General features: G+C 43.2%; 18 protein-coding genes. 17 read left to right on the top strand and 1 reads right to left on the bottom strand.

Going from position 1 to position 14495, the window contains the following annotated elements:
- The first annotated feature begins 215 nt into the window (after positions 1–215).
- The 11 genes from infA (at position 216) to prfA (ending at position 6727) form a co-directional block, all read left to right on the top strand.
- The gene (gene infA, locus CYLST_RS14400) at positions 216–440 is read left to right on the top strand and encodes a translation initiation factor IF-1 (RefSeq protein WP_006276978.1); all 225 of its coding nucleotides are present in this window, start codon (positions 216–218) and stop codon (positions 438–440) included.
- A 99-nt stretch (positions 441–539) separates the two neighbouring features.
- Positions 540–653: a 50S ribosomal protein L36 gene (rpmJ, locus tag CYLST_RS33395; RefSeq protein WP_010998333.1), complete on the top strand. Its 114-nt coding sequence runs from the start codon at positions 540–542 to the stop codon at positions 651–653.
- Between the two features lie 111 nt (positions 654–764).
- Complete coding sequence (gene rpsM / locus CYLST_RS14395) at positions 765–1145, top strand: 30S ribosomal protein S13 (protein WP_015208452.1); 381 nt, start codon at positions 765–767, stop codon at positions 1143–1145.
- Between the two features lie 54 nt (positions 1146–1199).
- Positions 1200–1595, top strand: coding sequence for a 30S ribosomal protein S11 (gene rpsK / locus CYLST_RS14390; protein WP_015208451.1), 396 nt, complete (start codon positions 1200–1202; stop codon positions 1593–1595).
- 349 nt (positions 1596–1944) lie between these two features.
- Positions 1945–2892, top strand: a complete 948-nt coding sequence (locus CYLST_RS14385) for a DNA-directed RNA polymerase subunit alpha (RefSeq protein ID WP_015208450.1) — start codon at positions 1945–1947, stop codon at positions 2890–2892.
- Between the two features lie 33 nt (positions 2893–2925).
- On the top strand, positions 2926–3276 hold the full coding sequence (gene rplQ, locus CYLST_RS14380; RefSeq protein ID WP_015208449.1) for a 50S ribosomal protein L17: 351 nt from the start codon (positions 2926–2928) through the stop codon (positions 3274–3276).
- 84 nt (positions 3277–3360) lie between these two features.
- A complete protein-coding gene (gene truA, locus CYLST_RS14375) occupies positions 3361–4218 on the top strand; it encodes a tRNA pseudouridine(38-40) synthase TruA (protein ID WP_015208448.1) in 858 nt (285 codons plus the stop codon).
- Positions 4219–4281: 63 nt separating this feature from the next.
- Positions 4282–4737 carry a 50S ribosomal protein L13 gene (rplM, locus tag CYLST_RS14370; RefSeq protein ID WP_015208447.1) on the top strand — a complete coding sequence of 152 codons (456 nt, stop codon included), beginning with the start codon at positions 4282–4284 and terminating at the stop codon, positions 4735–4737.
- Complete coding sequence (gene rpsI / locus CYLST_RS14365) at positions 4737–5153, top strand: 30S ribosomal protein S9 (protein WP_015208446.1); 417 nt, start codon at positions 4737–4739, stop codon at positions 5151–5153. The genes rplM and rpsI overlap by 1 nt, the downstream gene beginning before the upstream one ends.
- A gap of 132 nt (positions 5154–5285) precedes the next feature.
- Positions 5286–5525, top strand: a complete 240-nt coding sequence (gene rpmE / locus CYLST_RS14360) for a 50S ribosomal protein L31 (protein ID WP_015208445.1) — start codon at positions 5286–5288, stop codon at positions 5523–5525.
- A 101-nt stretch (positions 5526–5626) separates the two neighbouring features.
- The gene (prfA, locus tag CYLST_RS14355) at positions 5627–6727 is read left to right on the top strand and encodes a peptide chain release factor 1 (RefSeq protein ID WP_015208444.1); all 1101 of its coding nucleotides are present in this window, start codon (positions 5627–5629) and stop codon (positions 6725–6727) included.
- A 9-nt stretch (positions 6728–6736) separates the two neighbouring features.
- On the opposite strand, the gene CYLST_RS14350 is transcribed toward prfA, so the two are convergent.
- Positions 6737–7183 carry a hypothetical protein gene (locus CYLST_RS14350; RefSeq protein WP_015208443.1) on the bottom strand — a complete coding sequence of 149 codons (447 nt, stop codon included), beginning with the start codon at positions 7181–7183 and terminating at the stop codon, positions 6737–6739.
- 190 nt (positions 7184–7373) lie between these two features.
- On the opposite strand from CYLST_RS14350, the gene CYLST_RS14345 reads away from it, so the two are divergent.
- From CYLST_RS14345 to CYLST_RS14320, 6 genes are all read left to right on the top strand, one after another.
- Positions 7374–7736: a helix-turn-helix domain-containing protein gene (locus CYLST_RS14345; RefSeq protein WP_015208442.1), complete on the top strand. Its 363-nt coding sequence runs from the start codon at positions 7374–7376 to the stop codon at positions 7734–7736.
- 251 nt (positions 7737–7987) lie between these two features.
- Entirely contained in the window at positions 7988–8350 is a 363-nt protein-coding gene (locus CYLST_RS14340; protein ID WP_015208441.1) for a helix-turn-helix transcriptional regulator, read from the top strand.
- Positions 8351–8441: 91 nt separating this feature from the next.
- Positions 8442–8900, top strand: a complete 459-nt coding sequence (locus tag CYLST_RS14335; RefSeq protein ID WP_041233658.1) for a DUF29 domain-containing protein — start codon at positions 8442–8444, stop codon at positions 8898–8900.
- Positions 8901–8974: 74 nt separating this feature from the next.
- Positions 8975–11662: a DNA methyltransferase gene (locus tag CYLST_RS14330; RefSeq protein ID WP_015208439.1), complete on the top strand. Its 2688-nt coding sequence runs from the start codon at positions 8975–8977 to the stop codon at positions 11660–11662.
- Positions 11663–11777: 115 nt separating this feature from the next.
- Positions 11778–12578 (top strand): Rpn family recombination-promoting nuclease/putative transposase, encoded by an 801-nt coding sequence (locus tag CYLST_RS14325; protein ID WP_015208438.1) that lies wholly within the window; start codon positions 11778–11780, stop codon positions 12576–12578.
- A gap of 206 nt (positions 12579–12784) precedes the next feature.
- A complete protein-coding gene (locus CYLST_RS14320; protein ID WP_015208437.1) occupies positions 12785–14479 on the top strand; it encodes an ABC-F family ATP-binding cassette domain-containing protein in 1695 nt (564 codons plus the stop codon).
- Positions 14480–14495: the final 16 nt, after the last annotated feature.

The raw sequence follows: 14495 nt of genomic DNA, 5'->3' as shown, positions 1-14495 counted from the left end.
AAACAAGATGAGGGCAGGAGGGGGAACGTAAAATTCAAAAAAAAAAATTTTCTTACTTCCCCACAGCCCCCATGCCTCACTCTTTGGGCAGGAAGTAGGTCAATTTTAGCTAAGATATATTAATAAACAGTTGATATATTTCTTAAATTGTGTTCTTGTGCAGATCAAAGATACTGCCACAGAACAGGAGACTGTTGAGTTGAGGAAAAAACAAATTGTCTAAGCAAGATTTGATTGAAATGGAAGGCACTGTCACCGAATCATTGCCAAATGCAATGTTTCGTGTTGACTTGGACAATGGCTTTAACGTCCTGGCACACATTTCCGGCAAAATCCGCCGCAATTACATCAAGATTTTACCTGGAGATCGCGTCAAAGTGGAGTTGACTCCCTACGACCTGACGAAAGGCAGAATTACCTATAGACTACGGAAGAAGTAAATCTATGCAGAGAATTTTACCATAAAGCCGCCTCTTGTTAACTGAAATACTTTCCCTAAAAATGCTATAATCTACTATTTGGAGTCAAGTACAAAAGGAATGAAAGTCAGAGCCTCAGTCAAGAAAATTTGTGAAAAGTGTAACGTGATCCGACGCCGTGGTCGCGTCATGGTGATATGTGTGAATCCCAAGCACAAGCAACGTCAGGGATAGCAATCTGACTATCAGAGTGAGGTGCGGTATAACATCACCATAAAAACTAAAAGACGCGATTAATCACGTTTTGCTAACTGTAATTACGAGAACAAGAGGGAGAGATTCATTGTGGCACGGATTTCCGGAGTAGACCTTCCACGTGATAAACGCGTCGAGATCGGTCTAACTTACATCTACGGAATTGGGTTATCAAGGTCGCAGGAAATTCTTGCGGCTACCAGTGTAAACCCAGACACCCGCGTTAAAGATTTAACTGATGCCGATGTAGCAGCCCTGCGTGGGGAAATAGAAAGCAACTATCAGGTTGAAGGAGACTTGCGGCGCTTGGAAGCCATGAGTATCAAGCGCTTAATTGACATTGGCTCCTACAGGGGGCGTCGTCATCGCATGGGCTTACCAGTCAGAGGGCAAAGAACCCGTACGAATGCCAGAACCCGCCGTGGGAGAAGGCAGACAGTTGCTGGTAAGAAGAAAGCGCCTGGCAAATAATTATTCCCTGCTCGTAAATGAGAGCAACTTGTACCTTAAATTCATTAAACAAATATGGCGAGACAACCAACTAAAAAATCTGGGAGCAAAAAGCAGAAACGGAATGTACCCAACGGCATTGGCTACATTCAGTCTACTTTCAACAATAGCATTGTCACCATTACTGATCAAAATGGAGATGTCATCTCCTGGGCAAGTGCTGGTTCTAGTGGATTTAAAGGGGCCAAAAAAGGAACTCCCTTTGCCGCGCAAACCGCCGCAGAAAGCGCAGCACGTCGAGCTATCGATCAAGGGATGCGCCAAATCGAGGTAATGGTCAGCGGACCAGGCGCAGGTAGAGAAACTGCTATCCGGGCCCTCCAAGGTGCAGGACTGGAAATTACACTTATTCGGGATATTACCCCTATTCCTCATAACGGTTGCCGTCCACCCAAGCGCCGTCGGGTTTAAACAAAACCTATCAGGTTAGGTACTGAAGGTAAGAAGTTAGAGCTAAGAGAATTCATCTGTAATAGCTGTTTGGGCGTTTAACGCATAAAATGCTTTAGCAATGTTAAGGCTTGTCAACTTCAGACGGATTAGGAAACCAGAAGTGCGTCAGATATTCCCACAGGCAGGGCTGCTAAAGTTTGGACAACCCAAAATAATATCAGCGCCCGTGGGCTGAACAAGGGCGTCAAATTCAACGTATATTGGATTTTGGCAGTTTGATCGACCTCAGCACAAGCTCAGGGTATGAAGTAAATTCGAGAGGCAAATCAATTGCCTGCTAGCAGCACCTTAAAAGGGAGGCTACTCCGTGGCGCAGTTTCAAATTGAATGTGTAGAGTCTAATACTGAGGAAAGTCGCAGCCATTACAGTAAATTTGTTCTAGAACCTCTGGAGCGTGGTCAAGGAACAACGGTTGGTAACGCACTGCGGCGAGTTTTACTTTCCAATCTAGAGGGTACAGCAGTTACAGCAGTAAGGATTGCTGGCGTTACCCATGAGTTTGCTACAGTTCCAGGCGTGCGGGAAGACGTGTTGGAAATCCTCATGAAAATGAAGGAAGTGGTACTCAAAAGCTTTTCCTCTCAACCCCAAATTGGTCGGTTACTCGTTAACGGACCGGCAACAATTACTGCGGCACATTTCGATTTGCCAAGTGAAGTAGAAGTCATCGATCCAACCCAGTATGTAGCCACCCTAGCAGATGGCGGAAAGCTGGAAATGGAATTTCGAATCGAGAAAGGTAAAGGTTATCGCACCGTAGAGCGAGGACGTGAGGAAGCCACATCTTTGGACTTTCTCCAAATCGACTCAGTGTTTATGCCAGTGCGAAAAGTCAACTATAGCGTCGAGGAAGCCCGTGGGGATGGCTCGATCACCAAAGACCGACTGCTCTTGGAAGTTTGGACTAATGGTAGTCTCTCTCCTCAAGAAGCCCTATCCTCTGCCGCTGGGATCTTGGTAGATTTATTCAACCCTTTGAAAGATATTTCCCTGGAACCAACGGACACAGGTTCAGATATTCCAGACGACCCAACCGCCCAGATTCCGATTGAAGAGTTGCAACTTTCTGTACGGGCCTATAACTGCCTTAAACGAGCACAAGTAAACTCCGTAGCAGACTTGTTGGATTACACCCAAGAAGACCTCCTAGAAATTAAAAACTTTGGTCAGAAGTCAGCGGAAGAGGTAGTTGAAGCTTTACAGCGACGCTTAGGTATTACGCTGCCCCAAGAAAGAAGCTCTAAACACAGCTAAGACAAAACCGTTAATAATTCATAGTGCATTATTATGCGTCACCGTTGTCGAGTCAAAAAACTCAGTAAACCAACTGACCAGCGCCGCGCTCTGTTGCGGGCGCTTACCACCGAGCTAATCCGTCATGGTCGGATCACCACTACTTTAATCCGAGCTAAAGTATTACGAAGCGAAGTGGACAAAATGATTACGCTAGCCAAAAATGGCTCTCTAACAGCACGCCGGGAGGCCCTGGGCTACATTTACGATAAACAACTTGTTCATGCGCTGTTTGAGCAAGCTCCCACTCGGTATGGTAACCGCCAAGGTGGTTATACTCGCATCCTGCATACCGTGCCGCGTCGGGGCGATCATGCTGAGATGGCAATCATTGAACTAGTCTAATCAGATTTTAGTCATTAGTCATTAGTTATTGGTCAAGAATCGTAGACAGATGACTCAAGACTAATGATCAAGGACAAAATTTGTATGTTAGAAAGTTGTCAGCTTACACCAATTCATAGAGTAGCCTTGGTAATCCAATACCTGGGCACTCGCTTTCACGGCTGGCAAAGGCAAAAGGCACAGCGAACAGTTCAGGAAGAAATAGAAACAGCTATAGCTACTGTTCTGGGCCATCATGTGACCCTACACGGCGCTGGGCGAACTGACGCCGGAGTTCATGCCGCTGCTCAGGTAGCCCATTTTGAAGCTACAGGTTTAATTCCGGCTCATAAGTGGGCAACGATTCTTAACGGCTATCTGCCCCACGATATATTGATCAGGGCTTCAGCTAGTGTAGATCACCGTTGGCACGCTCGCTTTAGTGCAGCCTATCGACGGTATCGCTATACACTCTATACTGAAGATTTACCGAACTTGTTCGTGAGCCAATTAAGTTGGCATTATTATTATGCACCCCTGGATGAATCCTTAATCCAAGCTGCACTAAAACCTCTGATGGGAAAGCATCACCTGGCTGCTTTTCATCGTGCAGGGTCGAAGCGATCGCATTCTTGGGTAGAGGTGCAAGCAGCAGAGTGCCGTCGCAGTGGTTCATTTCTCCATATTGAAATTCAGGCAGATGGATTTTTGTATGGCATGGTGCGCCTGTTGGTAGGGATGCTGGTACAAGTAGGTTCTGGGCAACGCACGCTGGCTAGCTTCACCGAAATCTGGAAAGAACAACGCCGGGAAGAAGTGAAATATGCCGCGCCCCCCCAAGGACTATGCTTATTGCGAGTTGGCTATCCAGATTTTCCCTTGAACAGAGAGATTTGGTATGACACCCTGCCACAGTTCGTCTGTCCTATAAATATTCCAGGAGAATATCCCCTGGATGATTAGGGTATCTTATTTCCCCTAACCAAACCGTTTATCTTAATTCCACACAAGCAAATCACAACCCCAATGAACAAAACATACCTTCCTCCTCAAGATTCCCTTGAGCGTGAGTGGTACGTAGTAGACGCCACCGATAAACGCCTCGGTCGCCTGGCCAGCGAAATTGCCATGATCCTCAGAGGGAAAAATAAACCGGAATATACTCCCCACTTAGATACAGGTGATTTCGTTGTTGTCATCAATGCCGAAAAAGTAGCAGTCACAGGCAAAAAGCGCACCCAAAAACTCTACCGGCGTCATTCTGGACGTCCTGGCGGAATGAAGACAGAAACTTTTGCCAAACTGCAACAGCGCTTACCAGAAAGGATTCTAGAACATGCTGTCAAAGGTATGTTGCCTAAAAATAGTCTGGGTAAGCACTTGTTTACTAAACTAAAAGTCTACGCTGGGCCCACTCATCCCCACGAGGCTCAACAACCCAAAGAATTAAACATTAATACAATTCCTGGAGAAGAAAATTAATGGTAGCAGTAGAAACTACTAGCGGTCGCGCTGTGTATTGGGGTACTGGTCGTCGTAAGTGCTCGGTAGCGCGGGTACGCTTGGTTCCAGGTGAAGGCAAGTTGACTGTAAATGGCAAGGATGGAGTATTATACTTCCAATTCAATGCTAATTACCTAGGAGTCATCAAAGCGCCCTTAGAGACTTTGGGACTAGAAAATGAATATGACATTTTGGTGAAAGCAGAAGGCGGTGGCTTGACTGGACAGGCAGATTCCATCCGCCTGGGAGTTGCTCGCGCCTTGTGCCAACTAGACCCAGATAACCGCTCACCTTTGAAAACCGAAGGCTACCTGACTCGTGATCCTCGGGCAAAAGAACGGAAAAAATACGGTTTGCACAAAGCCCGGAAAGCTCCTCAGTACTCCAAGCGTTAATCAATTTTGGATTTTGGATTTTAGATTTTGGATTTTGGATTTTGGATTCAGATAAAAATCTAAAATCTGAAGTTATACAAACGCCCAAAGACTGAAAGTTATAATTGATATAGATTCACCACAAAAAGAACAATGGCTAAAGCTGATATTCATCCCAAGTGGTATCCAGACGCTAAAGTTTACTGCAACGGTCAAGTTGTAATGACCATTGGTTCTACAAAGCCAGAATTGCACGTAGACGTTTGGTCTGGAAACCATCCATTTTACACTGGTACTCAGAAGATTATTGATACTGAGGGTCGAGTGGAGCGCTTCCTCCGCAAATATGGCATGAGCAGCACTCAAAGCGCTGAGGGCACAGATCAAAAGTAGCCGGTTGGCTGTAGCTGTTAACGACGGCCCTGCATCTGCTGGGTCGATTGTCATTTAATGCTCAAGCCAACTTGTTATTTTAAGGAGCGATCGCACTCGTTATGGCTGAAACATACCTGCTGGAGAAACTAAAATCCGTTGAACAAACCTTCAATGAATTAACTCGTCGCCTGGCTGACCCCGATACTGCCAGAAACCCCGATGAGTATCAGACAATCGCCAAGTCTCGTTCTTCCTTAGAAGAGGTAGTAAATACCTATGAGATTTGGAGAACTGTCCAAGAAGACTTGGCTGGAGCGCGTCAAGTACTCAAAGAGGCCAATGGCGATCCAGAGTGGCAAGAAATGGCAGCCCTGGAAGTAGAGGAATTGGGTCAAAAACTGGAATACCTAGAAAGCCGCTTGAAAATCTTGCTGCTGCCCCGTGACCCTAATGATGATAAAAACATCATGTTGGAAATTCGCGCTGGCACTGGTGGTGATGAAGCGAGTATCTGGGCTGGAGATTTAGTCCGAATGTACACGCGCTATGCCCAAACCCAAAATTGGCGAGTCAAGCTGGTGAGCGAGTCTGAGGGGGAAATGGGCGGTGTTAAAGAGGCAATTCTAGAAATTCAAGGTGATAGCGTTTACAGCAAGCTGAAGTTTGAAGCTGGAGTGCATCGTGTGCAGCGCGTGCCCGCAACCGAAGCGGGTGGAAGGGTTCACACCTCTACAGCCACGGTGGCAATTATGCCAGAGGTGGATGAGGTAGAAATCCATATTGACCCGAAAGATATTGAAATGAGCACAGCTCGTTCTGGTGGTGCTGGCGGACAAAACGTCAACAAGGTGGAAACCGCTGCTGATTTGTTCCACAAACCGACTGGAATCAGAATTTTCTGTACAGAAGAACGTAGCCAGTTGCAAAACAAAGAACGGGCGATGCAAATTCTCCGGGCGAAATTGTACGAAATGAAGTTACGCGAACAACAAGAAGCTGTAACCTCTATGCGGCGATCGCAAGTTGGGACAGGATCGCGCTCAGAAAAAATTCGTACTTACAACTATAAAGACAGCCGAGTTACTGACCACCGTTTAGGTCAAAACTATTCCCTAAACCCTGTGCTAGAAGGCGATATAGAGACGGTTATCCAATCTTGTATATCTCTAGACCAGCAGGAACGTTTGGCAGAGTTAGCCGTTTCCGGCACTGCTAGCTAATCCCCGCTGTTAAATAACGTGGAAAACCGCTTGTTGGGCTGTTCCTTTTAACACATATAGGCGGTTTTCTAATGCCGTGTTAAGTGCATCTTCTATTTCACTCGGATAACTATAATAAGCAAATTCGTAGTGCATGATGTGATTTAATTTCGTCCACTCCTTCAGGTTTGGGCAGTGGTAAATTAACTTTTCTACTTCTTTTTGCCAACGGGCAAAAATCCGGTAGCTGAAGAAGCTGCTGCACACGTTGCCTTGATCATCCCAGAAAGAAATAGACACCTGATGCTTTAGGCAGTGGATTTTCTTGATTTGCTTAACTTTGTAGCCTTTGGCTTTTAGAGCTTCTTTGGCCTCGGTGTTGGAAATTTGCCACTGTTCTGGTTTAATCTTATTAGCGGCTATTAGGCTTTTGCCTTTGCGGCGATATTGGCTAGTTTTGCGTGGCTGACGAAACATGATGCACCGTTGAAATTATTGGCAATGATTCCCAAAATCTTACTGGTGTTATCTAATAATTAAAGTAAAACTTTTATATCGACAACTTTACTTTTAGAATAACAACTACAACGACGCTTGTCAATATAAAATTTTAATTTTAGATTTGGCTCACTAAACTTGTAAATGCGGTTGAGTAGCTAGATAAGCAGTGAACATTGAAAGCAGAGAAAAACTGGTTGAAATTATCAAACTAGCTCGTGGTTCCATGAGTCAGCGTGGGTTTGGCAAGCTTTTGGGGGTTTCTGCTACTGCTGTTCAGTTGTGGGAAAAGGGCGTGAACGTGCCAGACACAGAATATTTGGTGAAAATTGCAGCGAGAGCAGGTTATACACTCGATGAATTACTTAGCTGCTTGGATGGTAAGCCAATACAAGAAGCCTCCGATTTGAGTCTAATTCTGAGACAAATCCAGCATATGCCTCTAAGCCAAGTCGCTAAGATTGCTCAAGCTGCTGCGGAGCGATTTGCTGATGTCGCTGAGTCTTTGGGAGATGGGGCAAAAGCTAGTTAAATAATTACTGAACATGAGATGATGCACTGAACACAAACCTTTTCCTAAGATTTGACTAAAAGCTTGCTGCTAGAACGTTTCACGATAAAATAAGTTAGTCTAACTATTGTTCTAGATAATATTACAGCCAAACTTGCAAACTACAAATTTAGATTTAGTCTAGCATTGGCAAGCAGAGTTGTAAATACCTAAATAAAATATTTATAGCCGAGAAAAACCCTAGTAAGTACAGCGGAAGAAATATTACAGTTGTGGATTTAGAAGCTAGAAACAAACTGATTGAAGTAGTGAAACTTGCTCGTGGCTCCATGAGTCAGAGGGGCTTTGGGAAACTTCTGGGCGTTTCTGCTACTGCCGTGCAGCTATGGGAAAAGGGAGACTCGATTCCAGATACACATAATTTAGCTAACATTGCAGATAGAGCAGGCTACACAATGGAAGAACTGCTTAACTATCTTGGTCTTAAACCTACATCAGAATCTTCAGATGTAAACCAGATGGTAAAGCACATCAGGTCTATGCCATTAAGTGAAGTAGCAATAATTGGTAGAGCTGTAATGGATAGATTGGCTGCTGCTGCTGAGGCGTCTGTAGATGAAGCAAAAGCTAGTTAAATTTATTTAAATTAATAGTTACAAATTTAGCGGCGCGGTTTTCTTTTATTAAGTGTGATGTCCTTTGCTGTAAAGATTAAACTCTATGGATATGGACAAACATTTTTTGTATGACCAAGACTTTTATGGATGGACACAGCAGCAGGCTAAAGCTTTAGAGCAGAGGCTAGTTCTGGAACTAGACTGGCAAAACCTGCAAGAGGAAATTCAAGCTTTGGGGAGACAGGAGTATCGGGAACTGGTAAGCTGTCTGAGTTTATTAATCGGTCATCTCTTGAAGTGGGAGTATCAACCCGAACAACGCTGTCGCAGTTGGTTTTTAACAATTAGAGAACAGCGTCGCGCTATCCACAGGTATCTGCGACAGAACCCCAGCTTAAAGTCTCGAATAGAAGAAGCCTTGTTAGATGGTTTTGAAGCGGGAGTCGATTTGGCGCTACGAGACACTAACTTACCATTACGAACTTTTCCAGAGCAATGCCCCTATCTATTTGATGATGTCATCGCGGACAGTTTTCTGTGCGATATTCGTCAGGACTGGGAAGGATAATTCCTGCCATTTTGGTTGATTAATTTTTAACATGGGAATTATGGAAAGTACTTAGGGTAATTCACCAATCCAAAATGGCAGCAGCGACACCGGAAAGTTTGGCGAAGTTTGTGAGTTTTTGTCAGCAGCACATCACGGGACAGGAACGGAAGGAAGCGCAAACGTTTTTAGACCGCTTGTTTCGGGCGTTTGGCCATGAGGGAGCGCTGGAAGCGGGTGCGAATTATGAGGAAGCGATTAAAAAAGGTAGTAAACAGGGTAAAACTGGTTTTGCTGATTTGGTGTGGAAACCTCGCGTTTTGATTGAGATGAAAAAGCGCGGGGAAGATTTGAGCAAGCATTATTCTCAGGCTTTTGATTATTGGACGCGGTTGGTTCCAAATCGCCCTAAATATGTAATTTTGTGCAATTTTGATGAATTTTGGATATTTGATTTTGATCTTCAACTAGATACACCTGTAGATAAAATTACGCTGGAGCAACTGCCAGAACGGGCAGGAGCTTTGGTATTTATGGAATTAGGGGAAAAAACTCCTGTATTCCAAAATAACCAGGTAGAGGTAACAGTACGCGCTGCAAGGCGGATGGGTGAATTATTATTAGAGTTGGAAAAGCGGGGAATTGAGAAGTTAACAGCGCAGCGTTTTATTTTGCAATGTGTGTTAGCGATGTTTGCGGAAGATAGGCAACTTTTACCCCGTGATATGTTTATTTCTTGTGTGCAAGATTGCATGAAGGGAGCGAGTTCTTATGATGTTTTGGGTGGGTTATTTCGGGAAATGAATCTTCCGGGAAAAACGCCAGCGGGACGTTATCAAGGGGTGGATTATTTTAATGGTGGGTTATTTTCGCTGATTCATGGAATTGAGTTGACGCGGGAAGAATTAAATTTTTTGGATGTCTCAGCGCGGGAGAATTGGAGTAAGATACGTCCGGCTATTTTTGGGAATTTGTTTGAAGGTACGGTGGATAAAAAGGAGCGTCACGCTAGAGGAATTCACTATACTTCAGAAGCGGATATTATGAAAATTGTTCGCCCAACTATTAGCCGATATTGGGAAGAAAGAATTGAAGCTGCTAATACAATTGGGGAACTTTCTACGCTGCAAATAGAATTGCAAAGTTATCGCGTACTTGATCCTGCTTGCGGTTCTGGGAATTTTCTTTATATTGCATATCAGGAATTGAAAAGAATAGAGATTTTGCTGTTAGACAAAATCCAACAGCGGCGGAAATCTGAAGACAAGCAAATGCAAATAGGTTTGGTGACACCTTTACAATTTTATGGGATGGATACGAATCCTTTTGCGGTGGAATTAGCACGGGTGACTTTGATGATTGCGCGGAAGATTGCAATTGATAATTTGAATTTGACTGAGCCGGCTTTACCGCTGGATAGTTTGGATAATAATATTGTTTGTCAGGATGCTTTGTTTAGTGAATGGAGGCAAGCTAACGCAATTATTGGAAATCCGCCATTTTTGGGTGGAAATCGAATACGTTTAGATTTAGGTGATAAGTATGCTGAAAGTATATTTAGTAAATTTCCTGAAGTAAAAGCACAAGTAGATATTTGCACTTATTGGTTCAGACTAGCTCACGAAAATCTTAATGGTAAAGGTCGAGCAGGTTTAGTTGGTACTAATTCTATCAGTCAGGGAAATAGTAGATATGTTTCCCTGGATTACATCACTCGAAATGGTGGTTATATTCATGAGGCGATTTCAACTCAAAATTGGTCTGGAGAAGCAAAAGTCCATGTTAGTCTTGTCAATTGGTGTTATGAAGAACCATCTAAATTTTATTTAGATTATCAGGATGTCAAGCAAATCAGTTCCTCTCTAAGAACAACAGTTGATGTTTCAATAGCTACTAGATTAAAGTCAAATTTAAACAGATGCTTTGAAGGAGTCAAGCCAAATGCAAAAGGCTTCGTTATTACAGAAAATCAGGCTCAATACTGGATAAAATATAATGATAAAAACAAGTTAGTGATTAAGCTATTTTTGGATGCAGGAGACTTAACTAAAGTTCCACATGGGAAACCGAGTAGGTGGGTTATTGACTTTGATAATATGAATTTAGAAGAAGCCAGTGATTATATTCTTCCTTTTGAACATGTTAGAGTTACTGTAAAACCGGAACGAGAGAATAACCGCGAATCTGTTTTAAGAGAAAGATGGTGGAGGTTTAAACGTACTCATGCAGCAATGAGACAAGCACTTACTCCTCTAAAAATTTATTTCACTGTTCCTGCTCACTCAAAGTGGTTTATTTTTGTCCCTTCATTTTCAAACTGGCTACCTAATAACTCTACTAAAGTTGTAGCATCAGATGATTTTTACATTTTAGGAATTCTTACATCTAAAGTGCATCGTGTCTGGGTGAAGGCTCAAAGTTCAACTTTAAAGGGTGACACTCGCTACACTCACAATACCTGCTTTGAAACTTTCCCCTTTCCCCAAACACCAGACACTAAGTTAGTTAATCAAATTCGTGCTAAAGCTGAAGAACTCCATGAATACCGCACAGAACAAATGGAGTCAAAACAGTGGGGAATTACCACACTCTATAATAAATTCTTTAACGAACCAACTAGCCAACTTTATAAACTGCATTCACAGTTAGATAAATTAGTGATGGAAGCTTATGACTTTAATCCCAAAGACGACATTTTAGAAAAACTGCTGGGATTAAATTTAGAATTAGCAGAAAAAGAAAAACAGGGGATAAAGATTATTGGACCTTGGGCACCCAATTAAAATATAATCTTTTTTAATAATATAAATATATAGTGCGTTACGCTGTCGCTAACAAACCCTACAATCTTCGTGAGAAATTACTCAAAAGACCCCGCGTTCTGTTCCTTTTAAAAAAGTGAAAACCGACAGCATATTTTATCGATTATTTCAAGAATTACCCAGCATCTTTTTTGAACTTATTGGTAATTCTCCAGAAACAGCTAGTGTTTATCAATTTTCATCAGTTGAAGTTAAACAAACAGCTTTGAGAATTGATGGTGTTTTTCTTCCTACACAGACAAAAGATAACCCTATTTACTTTTTAGAAGTACAGTTTCAACCGGATGGGGAAATTTACTCACGTCTGTTTACAGAAATCTGCCTTTATCTACGCCAAAATAAACCGGAAAATGATTGGGGTGCTGTGATTCTATACCCAAACCGGAGTATAGATACAGGAAACATCAAACATTATCGAGAATTCTTTAGCAGTAAGCGAGTCAGACGTATTTATCTAGATGAATTAGGTGAATCTGCATCTTTAACTCTTGGCATTGCTACTATTAAATTAGTAGCTGCCGATGAAGATATAGCAATTTCCCAAGCCAGAGAGTTGATAGATAGAACAAGACAAGAGTTGAACTTTCAATTACAGCAGCAAATATTACAATTGATAGAGACTATCTTGTTTTACAAGTTTCCCACAATGAGCAGACAAGAGGTAGAAGCAATGTTTGGATTAAGTGAGTTTAAGCAAACGCGAGTTTATCAGGAAACCTTGGAAGAAGGTAAGCGGGAAGGAAAACTAATAGCAGTTCCCTATATGCTGGCAGCAGGTTTAAGTGTGGAACAGGTAGCTACAGCATTAAGTTTAAATGTTGAAGAAGTGAGGCAGGTAGCACAACAGCAGCTTCCTAGTCTTCCAGGTGATAGTTAAAGGGAATAAGTTGCTGAGGAGTTAGATTTGAGTGTGGAAGAAGTGAGGGAAGTGGCAGAAAATCTCTCTTGAGAGGGAGTTAGCAAGATTTATGCCTAATTACTTCTGTGAAATAATCGAGGGAGTATTTGTAGTTAAATTTTGTTAAGATTTGGACAAAGCGTTAGCACTCCTCCCCAACTTATCCCCTACCTGAGACATACTTCATGCTAAGACTAGAACATATAAGTAAAATTTATCCTACAGGCGAAGTTCTTAAAGATATCAATTGGGAAGTTAAGCCAGGCGATCGCATCGGCTTAGTCGGCGTTAACGGTGCGGGGAAATCCACCCAACTGAAAATCATCTCTGGGGAAATGGAACCCACCGCTGGCGAAATCATTCGCCCTTCTAGCCTACATATAGCTTACCTCAACCAAGAGTTTGAGGTTGACCCCACCCGCACGGTGAGAGAAGAATTTTGGACTGTTTTCAAAGAAGCCAACGAAGTCCAGATGGCTTTAGCTCATATACCACAACAGATGGAAGCTGCTAATCCAGAAGAACTGGATGAACTAATCCACAAGTTAGACCGATTACAGCGGCAGTTTGAAGCTTTAGACGGCTACAACTTAGACTCACGCATTGGGAAAATTTTACCAGAAATGGGTTTTCAGTTAGAAGATGGCGATCGCCTCGTCAGTGCTTTTAGCGGCGGTTGGCAGATGCGGATGAGTTTGGGTAAGATACTTCTGCAAAAACCTGATTTATTGCTGCTGGACGAACCGACAAACCATCTAGACTTAGAAACCATTGAGTGGCTGGAAAATTACCTCAGAGGGCTAATTACCCCAATGGTGATAGTTTCCCATGACCGAGAGTTCCTTGACCGCCTCTGCAACCAAATTGTCGAAACTGAACGCGGCGTTTCCGCTTGTTACCTCGGCAATTACTCAGCATACCTACAACAAAAAGCCGAAAATCAATCAGCACAACTAAGCGCCTACGAACGCCAGCAGAAAGAACTAGAAAAACAGCAAACCTTTGTAGATAGGTTCCGCGCCAGTGCTACCCGCAGCACCCAAGCGAAAAGCCGGGAAAAGCAACTAGATAAAATTGAGCGCATTGAAGCACCGATTGCGGGTGTGAGAACCCTGCACTTCCGCTTTCCTCCCGCACCCCGCAGCGGCCGGGAAGTGGTGGAGATTAAGGATTTAACCCATATCTATGATGATAAAATCCTGTTTTTGGCAACAAATCTCCTGATTGAAAGAGGCGATCGCATTGCTTTCTTAGGACCCAACGGTGCCGGCAAATCTACGCTGTTGCGCGTGATCATGGGTATGGAACCACCCACAGAAGGCAGCGTTCAATTAGGTGATCACAACGTCATCCCCGGTTACTTTGAACAAAATCAAGCGGAAGCTTTGGACTTGAAGAAAACTGTCATGGAAACTATCCATGATGAAGTTCCCGACTGGAAAAATGAAGAAGTCCGCACACTCTTGGGACGCTTTTTGTTTGCTGGTGACACTGTATTTAAGCAAGTTGCGGCATTGAGTGGGGGAGAAAAAGCGCGTCTGGCATTAGCAAAAATGCTCTTGCGCCCAGCGAATTTACTAATTCTCGATGAGCCGACCAATCACTTAGATATTCCAGCTAAAGAAATGTTGGAAGAAGCTCTACAAAACTATGATGGCACGGCAATTGTGGTTTCCCACGACCGCTATTTTATCTCTCAAGTAGCTAATAAAATCGTGGAAATTCGTGATGGTGAATTCCGAGTTTACTTAGGAGACTATCATTACTATCTCCAGAAAATTGCCGAAGAAAAAGAACAGGCAAAGTTAGCGGCGATAGCGGCGGAAAAAGCTGCTAAAAAAGCGGCAAAAGCTGCTAAATCTACTACGAAAGGTAAATGAAGGACTGGGTAAGGGC

Source organism: Cylindrospermum stagnale PCC 7417 (genome assembly GCF_000317535.1).
In the GTDB taxonomy this organism is placed as follows: Bacteria; Cyanobacteriota; Cyanobacteriia; order Cyanobacteriales; family Nostocaceae; genus Cylindrospermum; species Cylindrospermum stagnale.
The sequence above is the reverse complement of the archived record's forward strand: the minus strand, read 5'-3'. Positions and strand labels throughout refer to the sequence as shown.

Coding starts and splice junctions, on each gene's coding strand:
- rpsI (WP_015208446.1), top strand. CDS start 4,737: ATGGTAGCAGTAGAAACTACTAGCGGTCGCGCTGTGTATTGGGGTACT.
- prfA (WP_015208444.1), top strand. CDS start 5,627: ATGGCTGAAACATACCTGCTGGAGAAACTAAAATCCGTTGAACAAACC.
- rpsK (WP_015208451.1), top strand. CDS start 1,200: ATGGCGAGACAACCAACTAAAAAATCTGGGAGCAAAAAGCAGAAACGG.
- CYLST_RS14330 (WP_015208439.1), top strand. CDS start 8,975: ATGGCAGCAGCGACACCGGAAAGTTTGGCGAAGTTTGTGAGTTTTTGT.
- CYLST_RS14335 (WP_041233658.1), top strand. CDS start 8,442: ATGGACAAACATTTTTTGTATGACCAAGACTTTTATGGATGGACACAG.
- rplQ (WP_015208449.1), top strand. CDS start 2,926: ATGCGTCACCGTTGTCGAGTCAAAAAACTCAGTAAACCAACTGACCAG.
- rplM (WP_015208447.1), top strand. CDS start 4,282: ATGAACAAAACATACCTTCCTCCTCAAGATTCCCTTGAGCGTGAGTGG.
- rpmE (WP_015208445.1), top strand. CDS start 5,286: ATGGCTAAAGCTGATATTCATCCCAAGTGGTATCCAGACGCTAAAGTT.
- truA (WP_015208448.1), top strand. CDS start 3,361: ATGTTAGAAAGTTGTCAGCTTACACCAATTCATAGAGTAGCCTTGGTA.
- CYLST_RS14320 (WP_015208437.1), top strand. CDS start 12,785: ATGCTAAGACTAGAACATATAAGTAAAATTTATCCTACAGGCGAAGTT.
- CYLST_RS14350 (WP_015208443.1), bottom strand. CDS start 7,183: ATGTTTCGTCAGCCACGCAAAACTAGCCAATATCGCCGCAAAGGCAAA.
- rpmJ (WP_010998333.1), top strand. CDS start 540: ATGAAAGTCAGAGCCTCAGTCAAGAAAATTTGTGAAAAGTGTAACGTG.